This is a genomic window from uncultured Algibacter sp. (assembly GCF_947495675.1).
GTDB lineage: Bacteria > Bacteroidota > Bacteroidia > Flavobacteriales > Flavobacteriaceae > Algibacter_B.
Map to the genome: position 1 here is coordinate 1 of NZ_CANLZX010000016.1, position 22131 is coordinate 22131.

15 protein-coding genes are annotated in these 22131 nt (G+C 33.1%); 14 read left to right on the forward strand and 1 reads right to left on the reverse strand.

Annotated elements, in window-relative coordinates; all coding sequences use genetic code 11:
- The 7 genes from Q0842_RS11670 to queG all read left to right on the forward strand — a co-directional run.
- The coding region (locus Q0842_RS11670; RefSeq protein ID WP_298498237.1) for a gliding motility-associated C-terminal domain-containing protein at positions 1–2499 on the forward strand (2499 nt) is incomplete at its 5' end.
- Between the two features lie 27 nt (positions 2500–2526).
- A complete protein-coding gene (locus Q0842_RS11675) occupies positions 2527–3483 on the forward strand; it encodes a type IX secretion system membrane protein PorP/SprF (protein ID WP_298498239.1) in 957 nt (318 codons plus the stop codon).
- 19 nt (positions 3484–3502) lie between these two features.
- Entirely contained in the window at positions 3503–5389 is a 1887-nt protein-coding gene (locus tag Q0842_RS11680) for an OmpA family protein (protein WP_298498241.1), read from the forward strand.
- A 432-nt stretch (positions 5390–5821) separates the two neighbouring features.
- On the forward strand, positions 5822–6844 hold the full coding sequence (gene ruvB / locus Q0842_RS11685) for a Holliday junction branch migration DNA helicase RuvB (RefSeq protein ID WP_298498242.1): 1023 nt from the start codon (positions 5822–5824) through the stop codon (positions 6842–6844).
- An 88-nt stretch (positions 6845–6932) separates the two neighbouring features.
- A complete protein-coding gene (locus Q0842_RS11690) occupies positions 6933–8024 on the forward strand; it encodes a nickel-binding protein (RefSeq protein WP_298498243.1) in 1092 nt (363 codons plus the stop codon).
- Between the two features lie 164 nt (positions 8025–8188).
- Positions 8189–9559: an FAD-binding oxidoreductase gene (locus Q0842_RS11695; protein WP_298498244.1), complete on the forward strand. Its 1371-nt coding sequence runs from the start codon at positions 8189–8191 to the stop codon at positions 9557–9559.
- Positions 9560–9593: 34 nt separating this feature from the next.
- Positions 9594–10517: a tRNA epoxyqueuosine(34) reductase QueG gene (queG, locus tag Q0842_RS11700; RefSeq protein WP_298498246.1), complete on the forward strand. Its 924-nt coding sequence runs from the start codon at positions 9594–9596 to the stop codon at positions 10515–10517.
- Positions 10518–10522: 5 nt separating this feature from the next.
- On the opposite strand, the gene Q0842_RS11705 is transcribed toward queG, so the two are convergent.
- Positions 10523–11551, reverse strand: coding sequence for a LacI family DNA-binding transcriptional regulator (locus Q0842_RS11705; protein ID WP_298498249.1), 1029 nt, complete (start codon positions 11549–11551; stop codon positions 10523–10525).
- 257 nt (positions 11552–11808) lie between these two features.
- Here Q0842_RS11705 and Q0842_RS11710 point away from each other — a divergent pair, with 257 nt between their 5' ends.
- The 7 genes from Q0842_RS11710 (at position 11809) to ruvA (ending at position 22050) form a co-directional block, all read left to right on the forward strand.
- Entirely contained in the window at positions 11809–14436 is a 2628-nt protein-coding gene (locus tag Q0842_RS11710; RefSeq protein WP_298498251.1) for a TonB-dependent receptor, read from the forward strand.
- A 178-nt stretch (positions 14437–14614) separates the two neighbouring features.
- Entirely contained in the window at positions 14615–14989 is a 375-nt protein-coding gene (locus Q0842_RS11715) for a glutaredoxin family protein (protein WP_298498253.1), read from the forward strand.
- A 6-nt stretch (positions 14990–14995) separates the two neighbouring features.
- Positions 14996–16327, forward strand: a complete 1332-nt coding sequence (locus tag Q0842_RS11720; protein ID WP_298498256.1) for an MFS transporter — start codon at positions 14996–14998, stop codon at positions 16325–16327.
- A gap of 21 nt (positions 16328–16348) precedes the next feature.
- The gene (locus Q0842_RS11725; RefSeq protein WP_298498258.1) at positions 16349–17275 is read left to right on the forward strand and encodes a carbohydrate kinase; all 927 of its coding nucleotides are present in this window, start codon (positions 16349–16351) and stop codon (positions 17273–17275) included.
- A gap of 11 nt (positions 17276–17286) precedes the next feature.
- On the forward strand, positions 17287–19023 hold the full coding sequence (locus Q0842_RS11730; RefSeq protein WP_298498260.1) for a glycosidase: 1737 nt from the start codon (positions 17287–17289) through the stop codon (positions 19021–19023).
- A gap of 96 nt (positions 19024–19119) precedes the next feature.
- Positions 19120–21414, forward strand: a complete 2295-nt coding sequence (locus Q0842_RS11735; protein WP_298498262.1) for an NADP-dependent malic enzyme — start codon at positions 19120–19122, stop codon at positions 21412–21414.
- Between the two features lie 54 nt (positions 21415–21468).
- Complete coding sequence (gene ruvA / locus Q0842_RS11740; RefSeq protein WP_298498264.1) at positions 21469–22050, forward strand: Holliday junction branch migration protein RuvA; 582 nt, start codon at positions 21469–21471, stop codon at positions 22048–22050.
- Positions 22051–22131 lie beyond the last annotated feature (81 nt).

Here is a 22131-nt window from a genome sequence, read left to right on the forward strand (position 1 = left end):
GAAGGTTCTGCACCATCAAGTTATAATTTATTTGATTTATTAGAAGGCGAAGATCAAACAGGAACTTGGTTTGAAGGGATGGATAATACAGGAACATCAATAACCAATCCAACAGATTTATCAGGATTAACCCCTGGGACATATAATTTCACTTATGATGTAGATGCCATTGATAGCTGTGATGATGAATTAGTAACAGTTCAAATAACAATTAATGCATTACCAGTTACAGGAACACCAATGCCAGAAACTTTTTGTGAAAATGATTTAACGGCAAGTTCTCCATTAGACTTATATGGTCAACTAACAGGTGAAGATACAGGAGGAACATGGACAGATGATAATGCATCTGGAGCTTTAACAGTTAGTGAAGTTGATTTAACACAATTAACAATTGGTACTTATAATTTTACATATACAATAACAGACGCAAACAGTTGTACAAACAGTTCAACAGTTACAATTATTGTTGTAGATGCACCCGAATCGGGAACAGCAAATACTCCAGAAGAGTTTTGTATTGCAGAAATAACTACAAATCAAACATATAATTTATTTGATTTGCTAACAGATGAAGACCAAACAGGTACATGGAGTGATGATAATGCTTCAGGAGCTTTAAGTGATAATTTAGTAACGCTTGATGGGCTCTTGGCAGGAACATATAATTTTACATTTGATGTAGAAGCAATTGGAGCTTGTGATGATGTTAATGTAACAGTAAGTATTATTATTAATGATACACCAGCACCAACAGCTTTGGCAGTACAAGAATTTTGTGATACTGCAACAATTTCAGATTTGGTTGCAACAGGAACAACCGTTCAATGGTATGATGCTGCAATGGGAGGTAATCTTCTTGCAGATACAATCGACTTGGTTGATGCTCAAATTTATTATGCTTCTCAAACAGATGCCATAACAGGTTGTGAGTCTTCAATTAGAACAGCAGTAACAGCAACTATTTATCAATCACCTAATGCAGGTGCACCAAATACAACAGCAATTGTATCATGTAATGATAATAATAATATTGATTTATTTTCAGGGCTTGATGGAAGCCAAGATACAGGAGGTACTTGGCAAAATGATGATGGTGCTGGCAGTTTAACAGGTAATATATTTGATGCTACAGGAGTAACAGCAGGAACTTACAATTTTACATATTTAGTAACAGCTTCTGCACCTTGTTTAGATGATAGTGAAACGATAACAATTACTATTGAAGCACCATTAAATGCAGGTTCAAATATTAATCCTACTCAAGATATGTGTAGCAATGAAGGTAATGTAGATTTATTCTCGCTACTAGGTGGTGCAGATACAGGAGGTACATGGTCACCGGCATTAACTAGTACCACAGGAGTTTTTGATCCTTTGGTAGATAACGACGGTACTTATACTTATACCTTAACAAATAGTTGTGGAACTTATACAAATGAAGTTGAAGTAACTGTTACTCTTGCTCCAAATGCAGGTACAGATAATACACTTACTATTTGTGCAGGTGATGATCCAATTGATTTATTTACGTTATTAGGAACAGGGGCTCAAAGCGGAGGAACTTGGTCACCAGCTTTAACAAGCGGAACCAATATGTTTGATCCTGCAGTAGATGATTCTGGAAATTATATTTATACAGTAACGGCAATGGCGCCATGCTCGCCAGATTCAACAGCAGAGATTTCAGTAACTGTTAATGATACACCAGCAGTAATTGTTCTAGATCCAGATCCAGAATTCTGTTTAGTAAATAACCCAACAGTTGCAGATTTATCAACTAGTGTTCGACCAACAGGTACTCTTAATTGGTATGAAGATGCTGCTTTAACTATTCCAGTATTGCTTACTGATGATTTAGTAGACGGTGAAGATTATTATGCAACTCAAAGTAGTGGTGGATGTGAGTCATCAATAGCAGTACAAATTAACGTAACTGTTTATAATGTACCAACACCAACTTTAGCAGATATAACTATAGAATATTGTATAAATGATAATCCAACAATAAGTACATTATCAGCCAATATTATTGAATACGATAGTGGGTTAGATAATTTAAGATGGTATGATACGTTAACTGGCGGTTCTGCTATTTCAAATACGACTCTATTAACCAATACAACTTATTATGTAGCATTGGTAGACCAAGTTACAAGTTGTGAAAGTAGTGTGAGATTAGAAGTTATACCAGATTTAACAGCTTGTGGTAAATTAATTATTCCTGATGGCTTTTCTCCAAATGGAGACGGAACTAACGATACGTTTGATATTGATAACCTAGCCATTTTATATCCAAATTACGAAATGGAGATTTATAATAGAAATGGAAATATTGTATACAAAGGCAACGCTAATACACCAAGATTTGATGGAACCTCTAATCAAGGCCGTATCGTATCAAAAGGTGATTTACCTGTTGGAGTATATTTCTATATTTTCAATTTTAACGATGGAGAAAATAAACCAGAACAAGGACGCTTATACTTAAGCAGATAATTTATATATAAAGCAAAATTTAAGAACATGAAACATTTAAATATATATCATAAAATAGCTGCTTTGTTAGGTATAATTATACTGTCTTTTCAAGGTAACGCTCAACAAGATCCTCAATTCACTCAGTACATGTACAACATGAGTGTTATTAACCCAGCTTATGCAACTGCAGAAGAAGGTATATTAAATTTAGGAGGCTTGTATAGAACACAATGGGTAGGTATTGAAGGTGCTCCAAAAACAGGAAGCTTTTTTGCCCATACACCAATTAACGACAAAATTGAGATGGGAATCTCTTTTACTAACGATAATATAGGTGATGTTGTAAACGAAAATAACATATTTGCAGATTTCGCCTATGTGTTACCAGTAGGTTTAGAAAGTAAAATATCTTTTGGGGTAAAAGCCGGAGTAACACTTTTTGATACTAATTTTAACGGATTTCAATTACAATCAGGAGGGAGTAGTACAGATCAAGCATTTGATGAAAACATTAGTAGAGCATTTCCTAACTTAGGAATTGGTGCTTTTTTCTTCACAGAAAATTATTACTTAGGTTTATCAGCACCAAATATGCTATCAACAAAACATCTTGAAAATGAAAACGGAATTAAAGCAACTGGTGTTCAAAATGTACATTATTTTTTAACTGGTGGTTATGTTTTCGATATTGATAAGAATGTGAAATTAAAGCCTGCCTTTATGGCTAGAGGTGTAAAAGGAGCACCCTTAGCTATAGATTTCACAGCTAATGTGTTAATTAACGAGAAATTAGAAGCCGGTTTAGGCTACCGATTAGATGATGCTATAAGTGCTTTAGTCAATTTTAGGATAACACCAGAATTAAGAATAGGGTATGCTTACGATTACACAACTACTAACTTAGGAGATTTCAACTCAGGATCACATGAAATATTCATTTTGTTTGATGTTGATTTATTCGGATTTAAAAATGGGTACGATCGTTCACCAAGATTCTTCTAACATTTAATACTAGGAAAACATGAAAAAATATATATACATACTTGCAGGCCTTTTATTAGTTAGTGGAATGGCTCATGCACAAAAGAAAAATTTAAAACGGGTAAATAAGCTTTTTGAAATGAGAGCTTATAAAGATGCTGCTGAAATTTATGAAACTAAGGAGCGTAACCAAGAAGTACTCCAAAATTTAGCAGATAGTTATTATTACAATTCTAGTCTTCAAAAAGCTATTAAGACATACAGAGAGCTTTTTGTAGAATATGGAGATTCAATTGATATTGATTATCATTTCAGATTTGCGCAATCATTAAAAGGTGTAAAAGAGTACAAAGAAGCCGATAAGCATTTAAGAATGTATTATAACAAGCCTATTAATACTCTTGCTTTTATTGAACAAACAGATAAAACAACACCACATACATTTAAGCTAAAACAAATAGAAAATAAAAATTCTAGTAGTGATTTTGGTTTATCTTTTTATGGTGAAGATAAAGTTGCGTTTGCATCTGCAAGAAATTCTGAAAACCCAGCTTATTCATGGAATAATTTACCGTATCTAGACTTATATAATGCAACAATAACAAGTCAAAATGTTTTAGAAGATATTCAACCATTTTCTGAGGCAATCAATACAAGTTCACATGAAAGTAGTGCGATAATTACCAAAGATGGTAAAACCATGTATTTTAATAGAACTAACGAAACTCGTAAAAAAACTGATGAAATTCGTATTGCACATATTAAAATATATAAAGCAGAATTAGTAAATGGCGTGTGGACAAATGTAAAAGCATTACCTTTTACATCAAATGCCTATAGTACCGAGCATCCTGCTTTAAGTAAAGATGAAAAAACACTTTATTTTGCTAGTGATATGCCAGGAACTTACGGGAGTTTCGATATTTATAAAGTAGCAATTAATGACGATGGTACTTACGGAGAGCCAGAAAACTTAGGAGATACAATAAATACAAAACACAGAGAACAATTTCCATTTATAAGTGAGTTTAATGTATTGTATTTTTCATCAATAGGTCATCAAGGTTATGGTGGGTTAGATGTATTTAGAAGTAACATGGTAAACGAAACATTCGATAAGCCTGTTAACTTAGGAAGTACTATAAACAGTAATGTAGACGATTTTGCTTATGTAATTAGAGAAAAGAATAATAAAGGCTACGTATCTTCTAACCGAACAGGATACGACAGATTGTTTGGCTTCTCTAGAGAACAAAACCCACTTACTATGTATCAAGTTGAGGGTATTGTACAAGACTTAAATAGCAAAGAATTATTAGCAGGATCTTTAGTAACATTGTTTGATGAATCTGATACGGTAATACAAGATACCATTGTTGGAGACAATGCGTATTATATTTTCAAAATAGAACCTAATAAAAAATATAAAGTTCGTGGAACCAGAAAAGCTTACATTCCACAAGATGTAGAGTTCTCAACAGATAGTAAAGGAAAAGTACAACATGATATATATTTGTCTTTAGAATCTTTTGCTGATGCTGAAGAGCGTGTTAAGGAAAATGACAAAGGAGATGTTCAAGTTAAATTAGATAAAATTTATTTTGATTTTGATGAAGCTATTATTCGTGAAGATGCAGCTACAACCTTAAACGTTTTGGTAGATTTAATGAAGAAATATCCATCTATGGAAGTTGAAGTTTCTGCACATACAGATGCTCGCGGACCAGATGAATATAATTTAAATTTATCTAAAAAACGAGCCGCTTCAACGCTAGAGTATATAGTGAGTCAAGGTATTCAAAGAAACCGATTAAAAAGTATTGGATATGGGGAAATGCAACCATTAAACCAATGTGTTAAAGAGGGTATTTGTGAAGATAGAGAATACGATATAAACAGACGTTGTGAATTTACTATTCTAAAATAACTTGCGTAAAGCAGTCAATTGAATATTTGAAAAGCCTTTCTTAATTGGAAAGGCTTTTTGTTTATATTTGGCATACATAAAGAAGTTTGCGTATTTTTAATATTGATAAATAAAACCTTAAGAAGATGATTAAGTTTTGGATTTTAACAATATGTATATTTTTAATTATAACTTATTTTCTGAATAAAGTAATTTATAAGTATTTTAAAAGTGATAAAAAAAAATATCATGGACGATGGAATATATATTATTGGGAAGGTTTAGTTGCCATAAGTTCAGGGTTAACATTTGTCGTATTATTTATTTTGAAATCATATCATTTTTTATCAATATAAATCTATAATGAATGATAGTTGCTGCTCAAACAGGAACCCACTTTTGTAATTACTTATTAAATAAATAAAGAGATTGCTGCCTTTGCAGAAAGTTAATATGAACGAAAACCTAGATCCAACAGACGATAATTTTTCTCCAGAAGAATTAGATGTAGAAAAGAAATTAAGACCCTTATCATTTGATGATTTTACAGGACAGGATCAAGTATTGGAAAATCTGCAAATCTTTGTTCAAGCGGCCAATTTAAGAACCGAAGCCTTAGACCATACATTATTTCATGGCCCTCCAGGATTGGGAAAAACAACTTTGGCGCATATTTTAGCCAACGAATTAGAAGTTGGTATTAAAGTAACTTCAGGACCTGTATTAGATAAACCTGGAGATTTAGCAGGCTTACTTACTAATCTTGATGAACGCGATGTATTATTTATAGATGAAATTCATCGATTAAGTCCTATAGTTGAAGAATACTTATACTCTGCAATGGAAGATTATAAGATAGACATCATGATTGAAACAGGACCTAATGCAAGAACTGTTCAAATCAACTTAAATCCTTTTACTTTAATTGGTGCTACAACACGTTCAGGATTATTAACATCGCCAATGCGTGCACGTTTTGGCATACAAAGTAGACTTCAATATTATAAAACAGATTTACTAACAACAATAGTTCAACGTAGTGCCACTATTTTAGATGTACCCATATCAATGGAAGCAGCTATTGAAATTGCAGGACGTAGTCGTGGTACACCGCGTATTGCAAATGCGTTATTAAGACGTGTTAGAGATTTTGCTCAAATAAAAGGGAATGGAAGTATCGATATTAAAATTGCAAAATACGCTTTAGAGGCTTTAAATGTTGACGCTCATGGGTTAGATGAAATGGATAATAAAATTTTAATAACCATTATAGAAAAATTTAAAGGTGGTCCTGTTGGCATTTCAACCATAGCAACAGCAGTAAGTGAAAGTCCAGAAACCATTGAGGAGGTTTACGAGCCTTTTTTAATTCAACAAGGTTTTATTATGCGAACACCCCGTGGACGTGAAGTTACAGAGCAAGCATACAAACACTTAGGAAAAACCAAAGGACCTGTTCAAGGTGGTTTGTTTTGAGCAAAATCGTTTCCATCATTTTTTTTTGTACCTTTAAAATTCTCTTAGCAATAGATTAATAGCCTAACTATTCTAAAACTTTAGTGTTATGCCTATTTACATGGATTTTCATGTTTTCCCTGGAGTGACCGTAGAGGATGTGAAAAAAGCGCACATTGCCGACCTCAAAACGCAAGACAAGTTTAAAGTAAAGTACCATCAATTTTGGGTTAACGAAGAAGCCGGAACCGTGTTTTGTTTAATGGAAGGGCCCAGTCCGGAAGCATGTGCTGACGTTCATAATGAAGCTCATGGCAACGTCGCTTGTAATATGATTGAAGTTGAAATAGGAATGGTTGATTTGTTCTTGGGAAAAAATCAAAAGGTACAACACGGTGTGGTTTATAATAAAGAAGGTAAAGTTGATTCTGGATTCCGTTATATTTTCGTTTTGGATATTATTGCTAAAACAGCATTGCTGGACCATAGTAATCTTACACAATTTATTTTTCCTGAAAAACCACGATATGAGGCTAGAAAATTAATTGCTGACCACTCCGGGAAAGAAATAAAGAACCTTAAAGATGATAGTATTCTTGCTGTTTTCAAAACACCAAACGATGCATTGGAGTGTGCGTTAAGAGTCCAAGAAGTTTTTAATAGTAAAACGAAATCTAAGGAGTGGGATATTGACTATAAAATGGGGCTCTGTAAAGGGCAACCTGTTACCATGTCTGATACTTTGTTTTCAGACACCATAGATTTTGCTAAATGGCTAAGTTTAATGGCATCAAATAAGGAAATTGTAGTATCACAGGATGTAAATAATTTAAGTGACTTGCAACAAATTAGTAAGAAGAACACTTTTGTGAAAGTCATAAATATAAAACAACAGAAATTTATTGAAAACTTCTGCAGATATACTGAAACGAATATGTCTGATGAAAAGTTTTCGGTAAAATCATTGAGTGAAGAAATTGGTGTTAGCAGACCTCAACTTTATAGAAGAATAAAGTCGATTTCAGGACGGTCTCCCCAAAATTTTATTCACGATTTAAAAATGCGCAAAGCATTGTTTCTGCTTAAAGGCGAAAATTTAAATATCTCTGAGGTTGCCTATGAGGTAGGTTATGGCAATCCTGCCTATTTTTCAAAGTGTTTCTCTGAAAAATATGGTTTTGCACCTTCAAAAATAGTTTAACTATTTTATAAGTGAAGTAATTCTTCTTTGGAAATGAATCAAAACTATTAGCTTTTGAACGATTTATATCCAATCAGGTTTGTGTTCAATCAGTAATTTAGTAATGTGAGATTTTAGACCATTTTACACAAAAACTAATTTATTAATTAAACACAACCAAAGTCATGGAGCAAGCTATCAAACAACTAAAAAATGTAATTAAAGGCACAATTATCTTGCCCAATGATTCTAATTACGACGAAGTCAGATCAATCTATAATAGTATGATTGATAAACGACCTGCCATTATGGTAAAGTGTCAAAATTCAGATGATATTAAAAATGCAATAAAGTATGCTAAAAAAAATAATCTCGAGGTATCGATAAGAAGCGGTGGCCATAACGGTGCTGGTTTGGCATTGGTCGAAAACGGTTTAGTCATTGATCTTTCAGGAATGAAGAATATATCTATCGATGCAGTAGCCAAAACGGCCATAATTCAATCTGGAAATACATTAAATGATGTTGATGCGGCAACACATGAATATGGGCTAGCGCTACCGAGTGGTATTATTGGTACAACAGGAATTGGAGGTATTACACTTGGAGGCGGTATAGGTTACTTGAGTAGAAAGGGTGGATTGACAATTGATAATTTATTAGAATGTAAAGTAGTTCTGGCCTCAGGAGAACTTGTAACTGCAAATAAGGATGAGAATACTGACCTATTTTGGGCACTGCGAGGAGGTGGCGGAAATTTTGGTGTAGTAATATCATTTAAATTTAAGCTGATAGAAATCAAAAATGTATATGCTGGCCCCATGTTTTGGCCTATTGAAAAAGCCAAAGAGGCTATGATGTTCTATGATAATTTGACAAAAAACGCTTCAAATGACTTATACGGTTTTTTTGCCTTTTTAATTGTACCTCCTGCTGAACCTTTTCCGGAACATTTATGGAATAAAAATGTTTGTGGTGTAGTTTGGAACTATACTGGACCTATTGAGAAAGCTGATGAAGTTTTCAAGCCCATTCGAGAGTTTGGGCCACCAATTCTTGATTTTGTAGGTGAAATTCCAATGCCCGCATTAAATGGTATGTTTGATGCTTTATATCCACCAGGAATGCAATGGTATTGGAGAGCACATTATATTAAGGAGTTAACGCCTGAATGTATTAAAACAAATATTGATCATGGTTCAAAAATTCCAACCATGCACTCCACTACACATTTTTACCCCGTTGATGGCGCTTGCCATGATGTTTCAAACAATGAAACAGCATGGTCTAATCGAGAGGCACGATGGGCACAAGTTATTGTTGGTGTAGATCCAGATCCAAAAAATGCTGATAAAGTAACAAATTGGTGTAAAAATTATTTTGATGATATAACACCTCATGCGATGGGAGGTGCTTATGTAAACTTTATGATGAATGAAGGTCAAGAGCGCATCAAGGCCGCTTATAAAGGAAATTACGAAAGGTTGGTTAAAGTGAAAACTAAGTACGACCCTACTAATTTCTTTCATGTCAATCAGAATATTAAACCAAATTAACTTGCGCTAAATTTCTTTGTTTTATTTTAGTGCTGTGGATAAAAAACAGCAATACGCAAAACTAATAAAATCCGAAGCCAAACGCCTCGGATTTTTATCTTGTGGTATTAGTAAAGCACAATTTTTAGAAGAAGAAGCCCCTCGGTTAGAAAAATGGCTTAAAAATAACGCGCATGGAGAAATGCATTATATGGAAAACCATTTTGATAAACGCTTAGATCCTACTAAGTTGGTTGAAGGTTCAAAAAGCGTAGTGTCTTTATTATTAAATTATTTTCCTGCAGATATACAAAATGATAATAGTTTTAAACTCTCTAAATATGCTTACGGAACCGATTATCACTTTGTTATAAAAGATAAACTTAAATCACTTTTACATTTTATTCAAGAAGAAATAGGTGACGTACATGGCCGTGCTTTTGTAGATTCAGCTCCGGTTCTAGATAAAGCATGGGCCGCAAAATCCGGATTAGGATGGATTGGTAAGCATAGTAATTTGCTAACCCAACAAGTAGGATCCTTTTATTTTATAGCCGAATTAATTATCGATTTAGATTTAGAATATGATTCTGTAACAACAGACCATTGCGGAACCTGTACAGCTTGTATTGATGCTTGCCCAACAGAGGCCATAACAGAACCTTATGTGGTTAATGGCAGTAAATGTATTTCTTATTTTACCATAGAATTAAAAGAAAATATTCCAACAGAATTTAAAGATAAAATGGACGATTGGATGTTTGGTTGCGATGTGTGTCAAGATGTGTGCCCTTGGAATCGATTTTCTAAATCACATAATGAACCATTATTTAATCCACATCCTGAACTTTTATCTATGACTAAAAAAGACTGGGAAGAGATTACGGAGGACACATTTAGAAAAGTTTTCAAAAATTCAGCAGTAAAACGCACTAAGTTTTCAGGCTTAAAAAGAAACATCAATTTTTTAAAAGATTAGTCAAACTATTTTTTTGTAGACTCTCGTTTTACCAAAGCTGTTTCTAGTGTAATAATTTTAGGTGTTTTAGGTTTATTATTTTTAATAGCCTTTATTTCTTTATATAGCTGTTTAAACGCCGTTTTTCCCATTTTAAATCCCGGTTGATCAATAGTTGTTAATGTAGGTGATATAACAGAAGACATAAACCAATTACTAAACCCAACAATACTTATGTCTTCAGGGATTTTAACACCTAGTTTATTAAACTCTGTCATAGCGCCTATGGCAACTAAATCGGTATTGATAAAGATACCGTCTACATCATCATGATCTTCTAGTAGTTGTTTTGCATTTTTTTTTCCTTCTTCAAAACTCATGTCACCACATTCACAGATATAAACTAATGATGGGTCATAGGGTAAATTATTATCCAACAAAGCTTTTTTATAACCAAGAAATCTGTCAATTGAATTTTGAGGTAAAAGTGCTCCTCTAAAATGTGCAATACGTTTACAACCTATATCTACCAAATGTTGTGTTGCTAAGTAAGCCGCTTTTCTATCATCAATTATAACTTTTGAACATTTTACTATTTTGGCAATTTTATCAAACATAACTAAAGGTTTCTTCTGAGAAATAACTTCGTTTAAATGGCTAAAGTCTGCAGTTCCATTTGCTAATGAAATTATAATACCATCAACACGTTGACTCAATAATAAATCAATTTGTTTTTTTTCTAACTCATAAGATTCGTTAGATTGAAGAATGATAACCAAGTAACCTTTTTTTTCGGCTTGCGAAATAATACCTTTAATAACACTTGAAAAAAAATGGTGAACAATTACAGGAATTACTAAGCCTATAGTTTTAGATTCTTTAGTTCTTAAGTTTACAGCAAAAGTATTGGGTTTGTAATTTAGTGTTTTTGCTAATTCCCTCACTAATCCTCTAGTTTTTTTACTAACATCAGGATAATCTTTTAAGGCTTTCGATACTGTAGTAACAGAAATATTAAGTTGTTCAGCAATTTCTTTTAAGGTAACAGGTTTCATGTATTTGTATTAATTATTTTTTTTGAGTACATATAGCATTCATTTATTCTTTTATTTGATATCGTGTTTTAGTAATGGAAATTTCAAGAAAAGAATTAATTTGAAGTCTAAATATAGTTACAAAAAAACAAAATCGAAAACGTTTTCGTATAAATCGAAAACGTTTTCGATGATAATAATTTAAATTTTATAGCTTATTAATATAGATTTGATAAAAATTAACTAAATAAATTATCAATTAATCTAAATTAAGACAAATGAATTCAATTAAAAAAAATGGAATTTTATTGTTATTGTTGCTGCTTTCGGTGGGTAATGCCGTGGCTCAATCAATATCAGGAAATGTAAAAGACAAAACAGGTATACCCTTACCAGGTGTAAATGTTATTGTAGATGGAACGACTAAAGGAGCCGTTACAGATTTTGATGGAAATTACTCTATTAGTAATTTAGAAAATGGTACTTACACATTGTTAGCAACTTTTATTGGGTATGCTAAAACTTCAAGAAGTGTTACAATAAATGGTGCTGATGTTGTTGTTGATTTCGTAATGGAAGAAGATGCACAATCATTGGATGAAATTATTGTAACTGGGGTTGTAAACCCAAAATCTAGAATTGAATCTAGTATATCTGTTTCTACAATGGGAATTAAACTTATTGAGCAAGCAGCTCCAAGAAGTGCTGGTGAACTTTTTAGAAACATACCTGGTGTACGTGCCGAATCTTCTGGAGGTGAAGGTAATGCTAACTTTAATGTACGTGGTGTGCCAGTATCTTCTGGTGGATCAAGGTACTTCCAAATTCAAGAAGATGGTTTACCATTAAATTTATTTGGTGACACCTCTTTTGGTAACGCTGATAACTTCTTAAGAATTGATTCTAATATAGGTAGAGTTGAAGCAATTAGAGGTGGTTCTGCATCTACTCAAACCTCAAATGGTCCAGCAGGTATTATTAATATGATTAGTAAAACGGGTGCTGTAGAAGGAGGTTCTTTAGCAACAACTTTTGGTTTAGATTACCAAACTAGCAGATTAGATTTTGAATATGGCACGCCAATAGGAAATGGTTTATCTTATCATATTGGTGGATTTATGAGAACTGGAGAAGGACCAAGAGATATTGGATACCAAGGAAATAAAGGAGGGCAATTTAAAGCCAACCTTACAAAAACATTTAAAAACGGATATGTACGTACGTATATTAAGTTTTTAAACGACAAATCTGTAATGTATTTACCAATGCCTATGAGGCTGGAAGGTGATAATTCAAATCCAACATATTCTAACTTACCTGGTTTTGATATTACTTCAGATTCTCAACACTCTGCTTACTTACAACAAAGTGCAGGAACATCTCCTTTTAGTGGTGAAAGACATGTTAATGATGTTAGAAATGGTAATAACCCTATTTCAAAAGCATTAGGTGCTGAGTTTTCTTTTAGCTTACCAAAAGATTGGAAGCTTACTGGTAAAGCAAGGTATTCTAATAATAGTGGTCAATGGGTTGCTCCATTTACTTCTGCTGTTGGTACCGTTGCTGAAATTGAAACTACGGCTAGAGATGCTGCTGGTGCAGGCAGTGAGCCTTTAGTTTATGCAGATGGTGATAGAGAGGCTTTTAATCCATCAAATGGATTAGCACAAATTATACATATGTTTGATGTTTCAGTAGAAGATTTAAGTAACTTCTTTGGTGATGTAAAAATAAGTAAGAAAATTAGTGACAATGTTGGTGTTACTGCTGGTTTATTTACAGCAACTCAAAATACTAAAATTGGATGGCAATGGAATTCTTTCCTTTCTGAAGTAAAGGGAGGTGGAGAAGCAAGGTTAGCAGATTTTGATGGATTCTCTAGAAATGGTCAATTTTCTTATGGTACTCCTGTTTGGGGTAACTGTTGTCAACGTAAATACAATACAGTACATAATGTAAATTCTCCTTATGTAGGTATTGATGCTGACCTTTCTGATAAATTGAATTTTGACGGTAGTGTGCGTTTTGAAAATGTAAAAGTAAATGGTAACATACAAGGAGGGCCAACAAGTCAAGATAGTTATGATTATGACGGAAATGGTACTATAGAAGGTATTGAAACAAGTGTGCCAGTTATTATTGGAAACGCTGGGCAAATTGTAAATGATGATTATAATTTTGTTTCTTACTCTTTAGGTCTTAACTATAAATTAAATGATGGAGCAGCCGTATTTGGAAGATATAGTTCTGGTGCTTCTGGGAGAGCAGCCGATAGAAATAATTATGGAACTAATGGTTTAGCAGATGTTCAGTATGATGAATTATCTCAACTTGAAGTTGGTTTCAAGAAAAGACTTAATAATGGTACTCTTAACTTAACAGGTTTTATGAGTAATACTGATGAAGGTTTAAGTAATGAGTTAAACAGATCGGTTGGAAATCCATTTAAAGCTTTAGGTTTAGAAGCAGAAACAGCCTTAGCTTTTGGTGAAAACTTCAACTTTAATGGTTCTTTTACTTGGACTAAAGCAGAAATTGATGGTGGTGCTAACAAAGGAAACACTCCAAGAAGACAAGCAGATTTAGTTTATAACTTATCTCCATCTTATAATTTTGGTGCAGATAGAGCGCATAGTGTTGCATTAAGTGTATTAGGTACTTCAAAATCTTATGCTCAAGATGATAATGATTTAGTAATGCCTGCTTATGCATACTTCAATTTAATTGGAAGAGCTGGTTTAACAAAAGGACTTTCGGTAGTGTTAAGTATAAATAATCTATTTGATACTGTTGGTATTACAGAAGTTGAAGGAAATGGTGATGGTGCTTTTGGTAATGATCGATTAGTAAGAGCTAGAGCAATTAGTGGTCGTTCTTCAACATTATCTTTACAATATAAATTTTAATAAATATAGTTTAGTTTGATTTGAGTTTGTTAATAAAAGAGTTGGAGTTTGTTCTAAGTTCCAACTCTTTTTATTAAAAGTTTAAATGATGAAAAGATTTATAATTAACAGTTAGGAATATAAGTTTAATTACAAGAATGTTCTCATAATTCAAATCAAAAACAAAAAATATAAACAGATGAAAGCTTTTATTTTTTTAATAATATTAATGCTTACTTTAGGAGAAGATGGTTTGGCTCAAAATACAGAACCGGTTATAAATAGTAGCTTGACAGCTAAAGAAAGTTTTAAAAAAATAATTGTTTACGGTAGTGACACGTGTCATTATTGCATTGATACTAAAGCTTACTTAAAAAGTAAAAAGATAGATTTTACATATTACGATGTAGATGTAAACCTTTTAAAACAAAGAGAAATGGTTATTAAACTACAAAAAGCAGGTGTTTCACTAGATAATTTGTCGTTACCAGTAGTAGATTTGTATGGTAAACTTATAATGAATGGTGCTGATTTTGAAGGTTTTCTTAAAAAACTAAACACAGCTAAAAACTAGACTATTATGATAATTAAAAAACCAAAATTAAGTTTCTGGCAAATATTAAATATGAATGTTGGGTTTTTCGGAATTCAATATAGTTTTGGTTTGCAACAAAGTGCCGTAACACCAATTTACGATTTTTTAGGCGCAAGTCCAGATCAAATTCCAATTTTACATCTTGCTGGTCCAGTAACAGGGTTATTAGTACAACCTATTATTGGAGCATTAAGTGATAAAACATGGAGTCCAAAATTTGGAAGACGTAAGCCTTTTTTCTTAATAGGTGCCATATTATGTAGTTTAACGCTACTAGCGTTTCCGTTTAGTAGTTCGTTATGGATGGCAGCTGGTTTATTGTGGGTTTTAGATGCAGGGAATAATACCGCTATGGAGCCTTACCGAGCGCTTATAGCAGATAAGTTGGATGATGAGCAGCAGCCTTTAGGTTTTCAAATGCAAAGCTTTTTTACGGGCTTAGGGCAGGTTTTAGCTAATTTATCATTATTTATTTTTCCTTTAATATTTATAGGCATGACAGGTTCATTGCCAACCTGGGTTTATGCATCCTTTTTCTTAGGGGCTTTTTGTTCAATCGCTTCCATTTTGTGGAGTATTAGTAAAACTAAAGAAATTCCACCTACAGCAGCAGAACTAGCAAAACTTAAAAGTGAAAAACGAAGTGTTATCGGGCCTTTACTAGAAATTTTTGCGGCCATTAAAGATATGCCTAAAGTAATGTGGCAATTAGCGTTGGTATATTTATTTCAATGGTATGCCTTATTTTGTTATTGGCAAAATTCGTCAAAAAGTGTTGCGCTTTCAGTTTGGAATGCCACACCCGAAAATACCGAGGCGTATAGCGAGGCAGTAAGTTGGACCGGATTAGTTAATGGTTGGTATAATGTTGTTACCTTTTTAGTAGCGTTTGCTTTGGTTGGGTTTGCTAAAAAATATAGTGCCAAAAAAGTACATGCTTTCTGTTTGCTTATAGCGGCAATAGGATTTTTAGCCTTTCCGCATATTGAAAACAAAAACTTGTTGTTTTTCGCTATTACCGGTTTTGGTATAGGTTGGGCAAGTATGATGGGAATACCTTATTTAATGGTGGTTTCAGAAATTCCAAAAGAACGTTATGGCGTTTATATGGGTATTATTAACATGATGATTGTAGTTCCAATGATTTTGCAAACACTATCATTTGGCTTCATTTTAAAACATTTTTTAAATAACGATCCGCGGTTAGCAATAACATTTGCAGGAGTTCTTTTAATTATTAGCGCAATTTTAACGCTGTTTATTAAATCCAAGAAATTTTCAGGAGATATATTAACAGCACCATCATCTGCGCACTAAATTTTTTAATATTTATTTTTTATGAAAAACATAGACATTCTATGTGTTGGCGAAGTACTTGTAGATTTTATTGGACATCAAACAGAAGTGCTAATCAATAATACAAGAGATTATCATAGATACTTGGGAGGTTCGCCGGCAAATGTAGCAATGAATTCTGCTAGATTAGGTTTAAAATCTGTAATGGTAGCTACCGTTGGTAAAGATGGTTTTGGCGAATATATTTTTGAAAGACTTAGTGAAATTGGAGTTGTTGTTGAAAATATTAAAATGATTGATAACGAGCCTACTAGTGTTATTTTTGTTTCTAGAACGGACGGTACACCAGATTTTATACCTTTCAGAAAAGCAGATTCTTGTATTACCGAAGATCAAATTTCAAAAGAAATGCTTGCAAATACAAAGGTGTATCATACAACCTGTTTTGCATTAAGTAAGAAACCAGCACAGTCTACCATTTTAAATAAAGCTAAAGAGGCATTTAACTTGGGGTGTCAATTAAGTATAGATGTAAATTATGCTAAAAAACTTTGGAGTAGCCAAGAGGAAGCCCTTAATATAATTAAAGCATATTGCAAGTATAATCCTTTGGTAAAGGTTAGCGAAGATGATATGTCTAGGCTTTTTGAGGAAGATTTACCACACGACAAAATATTTGAATTTTTCCATAACGAAGGGGTTGATACGGTTTGTTTAACATTAGGAAGTAAAGGTGTTAAACTATCGCAAAAAGGTAAAGCTATTATTGAATTACCAGCTATTAAAATAGATGTAGTTATGGATGCTACGGGGGCAGGCGATGCATTTTGGTCTGGCTTTTTATTTGCCCATATAAAAGAAAAGCCTGTTGAAGAATGCTTGCAAATTGCATTAAAATTGGCAGCTCTAAAACTTCAAAATGTAGGTAGACTACCCGATAACATTAATATTTTATCAGAACTTTTGTAAACTTTAAAACAATGTCGAAAGAAAATAAAATAACCAACGGCGTAATGCTTAATGCTTACCCAGATAGTATAGGTATAAATTTAAAAGATACCATTACTATGCTGAAAATGCCAGAATTCAAGGATGTTTTCTCTTTGTTTTATGTGCTGCCAACGTTTTTTAATAGCGATTTAGATAGAGGGTTTTCGGTAATTGATTATGACATTAATAAAGAGTTAGTTTCAGAAGATGATTTAACAGATTTAGAAAACCTAAATATTCAATTAAAGTTTGATATAGTTTTAAATCATTTATCGGTAGCCTCACCTCAGTTTAAAGATTTATTAAAGCACGGTGAAAACTCTAAATACAAAGATTTTTTCATCAATTGGAATACCTTTTGGGAAGGCCACGGTGAAATGGGGCACGATGGTGTTATTGTTCCTAAAGAAGAATTTCTTAATAAATTATTTATGAGGAAATCTGGGTTGCCAATATTAAAAGTACCTTTTCCAGATGGTGCCGAAAAACCATATTGGAATACCTTTTATCAGCAAATTACATATAACAAAATAGATGCAGAAGACTTACAAAATATTAAAGGCTTAAATCCACAGCAAGCCATTGCAATAGTTAAAAAAGTTAATGCTGGCATAGAAGAAAAGCAAGCATTAGAGCACATAGATTTTGAAGATTGTAATACCTTTAAAAAGGAAATTATTCAAATTGTGCATCAAAAATGTTCGTATTTAGGGCAAATGGATGTTAATGCTAATTCACCGTTAGTTTGGGAGTTTTATGAGGAAACTTTAAAGAAAGTTAGCGATTTTGGCGGTAAAATTTTAAGGCTTGATGCTTTTGCATATTTACATAAAGAAGTTGGTCAAACTAACTTTTTTAATAAACCAGGTACTTGGGAGCATTTAAAGGCTATTAAAGAAATAGCATACAAAAATAATTTAATGGTATTGCCGGAAATCCATGCCGAATATGGCTTGCATTTACACGATGAGGTTGCTAGTGAAGGGTATTTTATTTACGATTTTTTCCTTCCAGGTTTAACCATTCATACCATTGAAACTGGCAGTAGCAAGGCGCTGCTTAAATGGGCTAACGAAATTCTTGAAAAAGGGTATAAAACCGTAAACATGCTTGGTTGTCATGATGGTATTCCTGTTTTAGATTTAAAAGGTAAAGAGGTTAATGGGGTCTATAATAAAGGCTTGCTTCAGGATGAAGAAATAGAAGCTGTTATGACCAAAATAATGGATCGTGGCGGGCGCGTAAAAAATCTTTATGGGCCATCTGGTAAAAAAATATCTTACTATCAAGTTAATGCCACTTTTTTTAGTGCTTTAGGAGAAAATGAACAAAAGTTGTTATTAGCTCGAGCTATACAAATATTTATGCCTGGTATTCCTCAAGTATGGTATTTAGATGTTTTTGCCGGTAAAAATGATTATGAAGCTGCCGATAAAGGTGGTAGCGGAGGCCATAAGGAAATTAACAGAACCACGCTATCTATGCAAGAAATTAAAGATGGTGTTAATAGACCTGTTGTTAAAGGGCAACTTGAGCTTTTAAGGTTAAGAAATACATTAAGTGCTTTTTCGGGGACTATGAAAATTATTGAAACTTCAGATGCTCAAATCGATATTGTATGGACAAATGCAGAAGAGGCGGCATATCTTTATGCAGATCTTAAAAATCACACCTTTTCAATAGATTATACCGAAGCAGGCGAAAATAAAACCATGGTTTTTAATTAAAAAATAATATTTAAAGTAAGCATCAATTTTTTAAAAGATTAGGTGCCTGCTTTCATAGGATTATTATCTTTGTTAATTAGTTAATAATCCAATATTATGAGCGAAGAAAGTAAACGTAGAGAAGCCCTTATATACCACGCAAAACCAACTCCAGGTAAAATTAAAGTGGTGCCAACAAAAAAATATGCAAGCCAAAGAGATTTGTCTTTAGCATATTCACCGGGTGTAGCAGCTCCTTGTTTAGAGATTGAAAAAGATAAAGAAAATGCATATCGCTATACTTCTAAAGGGAACTTAGTTGCCGTAATTTCTAATGGTACTGCCGTTTTAGGTCTAGGAAATATTGGTCCAGAAGCCTCAAAACCAGTAATGGAAGGAAAAGGCTTGTTGTTTAAGATTTTCGCAGATATTGATGTGTTTGATATTGAGGTTGATACAGAAAATGTTGAAGAATTCATTCAAACCGTTAAAAACATAGCACCAACTTTTGGAGGTATTAACCTTGAGGATATTAAAGCACCTGAAGCTTTCGAGATTGAAAGACGTTTAAAAGAAGAACTGGATATTCCAGTAATGCATGATGATCAACATGGAACTGCAATTATTTCTGCTGCAGCCTTATTAAATGCTGTTGAATTAGCAGAAAAAAAATTAGAAAACGTTAAAATAGTTATAAGTGGTGCTGGTGCGGCAGCCATTTCATGTTCAAGATTATATCAAGCCTTTGGTGCTAAACGCGAAAACATGGTAATGTGCGATAGTAAAGGCGTTATTAGAGATGATAGAGATAATTTAACTCCAGAAAAAGCAGAGTTTGCTACTCACAGAAAGATAGATACGCTTGATGAAGCCATGAAAGATGCCGATGTTTTTATTGGTCTTTCAATGGCAGATATTGTTACACCAGAAATGCTTCTAGTTATGGCTAAAAACCCAATCGTTTTTGCTATGGCTAATCCAGATCCAGAAATTAAATATGATATTGCAATTGCAACCAGAAAGGATATCATTATGGCTACTGGTAGAAGTGACCATCCTAATCAAGTAAATAATGTACTTGGGTTTCCTTTTATATTTAGAGGAGCCTTAGATGTACGAGCTACTAAAATTAACGAAGCCATGAAAATGGCAGCGGTAAAAGCTTTAGCCAGATTAGCAAAAGAACCAGTACCAGAACAAGTAAATATTGCTTACGGTGAAACCCGTTTAACATTTGGTAAAAATTATATTATACCAAAACCTTTCGATCCACGATTAATAGCAGAAGTTCCGCCAGCTGTAGCTAAAGCAGCAATGGATAGTGGTGTTGCTAAATACCCTATTACCGATTGGGAAAAATATGAAGACACCTTACTTGAGCGATTAGGTTCTGATAATAAGTTGGTTAGGTTGTTATTGAATCGAGCTAAACTTAATCCAAAACGTGTGGTTTTTGCTGAAGCAGACCAACTAGATGTTTTAAAAGCAGCACAAATTGTTCATGAAGAAGGTATTGCAATACCTATACTTCTTGGTAGAAAAGACACCATTGAATCATTAATGGCAGAAATTGAGTTTGAAGGAGATATACTAATTATCGATCCAAAAACAGATGCTGAAAACGAACGTAAAAATAAATATGCTAAAGTATATTGGGAACAGCGTAAGCGAAGAGGAGTAACATATTATGCTGCGCAACGCTTAATGAGAGAGCGTAATTATTTTGCTGCTATGATGGTTAATGAAGGTGATGCAGATGCTTTAATTTCAGGGTATTCACGTAATTATCCATCGGTTGTAAAACCAATGTTAGAACTTGTAGGTTTAATGCCAGGAGTAAGTCGTGCTGCAACAACAAACTTAATGATGACCAAAAGAGGGCCTTTGTTTTTGAGTGATACATCTATAAATATTGATCCTAGCTCTAAAACATTAGCTAAAATTGCACAAATGACCTCTAGTGTTATTAAAATGTTTGGTTTAAATCCAGTTTTAGCAATGGTATCTTATTCAAACTTCGGATCATCAGAAAATGAAAAAGCTTCAAAAATAAGAGAAGCCGTGTCTATTTTGCATAGAAATTATCCTGAAATGGATGTTGATGGAGAGTTGCAAACAGATTTTGCTTTAAATGATGATATGCTTCGTGAACGTTTTCCGTTTTCAAAGTTGGTAGGCAAAAAGGTGAATGCATTAATTTTTCCAAATTTAGATTCTGCTAATATTACTTATAAGTTGTTAAAAGAATTGAATGAAGCAGATTCAATAGGGCCAATTATGCTAGGTATGCGTAAGCCAGTTCATATTCTTCAATTAGGAGCTAGCGTTGATGAAATTGTAAATATGACAGCCATTGCTGTTATAGATGCACAGCATAAACAAAAGTGGGAATTAGAAAATGCAGAGAACTAGTAAAAGTAATGTGAATAATTTTATTACATTTGGTTGTTTAACTATTAATAATTCATGATAACACATATTCAAGGTAAACTTACTGAAAAAAACCCAACACATGTTGTTATTGACTGTAATGGTGTAGGCTATATGTTAAACATATCATTACACACCTATTCTCAGATTTCAGATAGTGAAGTTTTAAAACTATACACACACCTTCAAGTAAAAGAAGATTCACATACGTTATATGGTTTTTCATCTCTAGCAGAACGTGAAATATTTAGATTATTAATTTCTGTAAGTGGTATAGGAGCCAGTATTGCACGTACTATGTTATCATCTTTAACACCAAAGCAAATTAGAGAAGGAATAGCAACAGGTGATGTAGCCCTTATACAATCTATAAAAGGTATTGGAGCTAAAACGGCGCAACGCGTAATTTTAGATTTAAAAGATAAAATTTTAAAGATTTACGATATTGACGATGTTTCTATGCCTCAAGGCAATACCAACAAAGATGAAGCGTTATCTGCTTTAGAAGTGCTTGGTTTTGTAAAAAAACAGGCTGAACGCGTTGTGGATAAAATAGTGATGGGACAACCTGATGCAGATGTTGAAACGATAATTAAGCAGGCCTTAAAAAATTTATAAAAATATTTTGAACCAAATCAATAATAAACTAAATTTCTTTACTAAACAATCTCTCCTAATAGCATTCTTATTATGTTATTC

What these genes read in the sequence shown, in the direction of transcription:
- Q0842_RS11675 (WP_298498239.1), top strand. Translation starts at nt 2,527, where the DNA reads ATGAAACATTTAAATATATATCATAAAATAGCTGCTTTGTTAGGTATA.
- Q0842_RS11680 (WP_298498241.1), top strand. Translation starts at nt 3,503, where the DNA reads ATGAAAAAATATATATACATACTTGCAGGCCTTTTATTAGTTAGTGGA.
- ruvB (WP_298498242.1), top strand. Translation starts at nt 5,822, where the DNA reads ATGAACGAAAACCTAGATCCAACAGACGATAATTTTTCTCCAGAAGAA.
- Q0842_RS11690 (WP_298498243.1), top strand. Translation starts at nt 6,933, where the DNA reads ATGCCTATTTACATGGATTTTCATGTTTTCCCTGGAGTGACCGTAGAG.
- Q0842_RS11695 (WP_298498244.1), top strand. Translation starts at nt 8,189, where the DNA reads ATGGAGCAAGCTATCAAACAACTAAAAAATGTAATTAAAGGCACAATT.
- Q0842_RS11705 (WP_298498249.1), bottom strand. Translation starts at nt 11,551, where the DNA reads ATGAAACCTGTTACCTTAAAAGAAATTGCTGAACAACTTAATATTTCT.
- Q0842_RS11710 (WP_298498251.1), top strand. Translation starts at nt 11,809, where the DNA reads ATGAATTCAATTAAAAAAAATGGAATTTTATTGTTATTGTTGCTGCTT.
- Q0842_RS11715 (WP_298498253.1), top strand. Translation starts at nt 14,615, where the DNA reads ATGAAAGCTTTTATTTTTTTAATAATATTAATGCTTACTTTAGGAGAA.
- Q0842_RS11720 (WP_298498256.1), top strand. Translation starts at nt 14,996, where the DNA reads ATGATAATTAAAAAACCAAAATTAAGTTTCTGGCAAATATTAAATATG.
- Q0842_RS11725 (WP_298498258.1), top strand. Translation starts at nt 16,349, where the DNA reads ATGAAAAACATAGACATTCTATGTGTTGGCGAAGTACTTGTAGATTTT.
- Q0842_RS11730 (WP_298498260.1), top strand. Translation starts at nt 17,287, where the DNA reads ATGTCGAAAGAAAATAAAATAACCAACGGCGTAATGCTTAATGCTTAC.
- Q0842_RS11735 (WP_298498262.1), top strand. Translation starts at nt 19,120, where the DNA reads ATGAGCGAAGAAAGTAAACGTAGAGAAGCCCTTATATACCACGCAAAA.
- ruvA (WP_298498264.1), top strand. Translation starts at nt 21,469, where the DNA reads ATGATAACACATATTCAAGGTAAACTTACTGAAAAAAACCCAACACAT.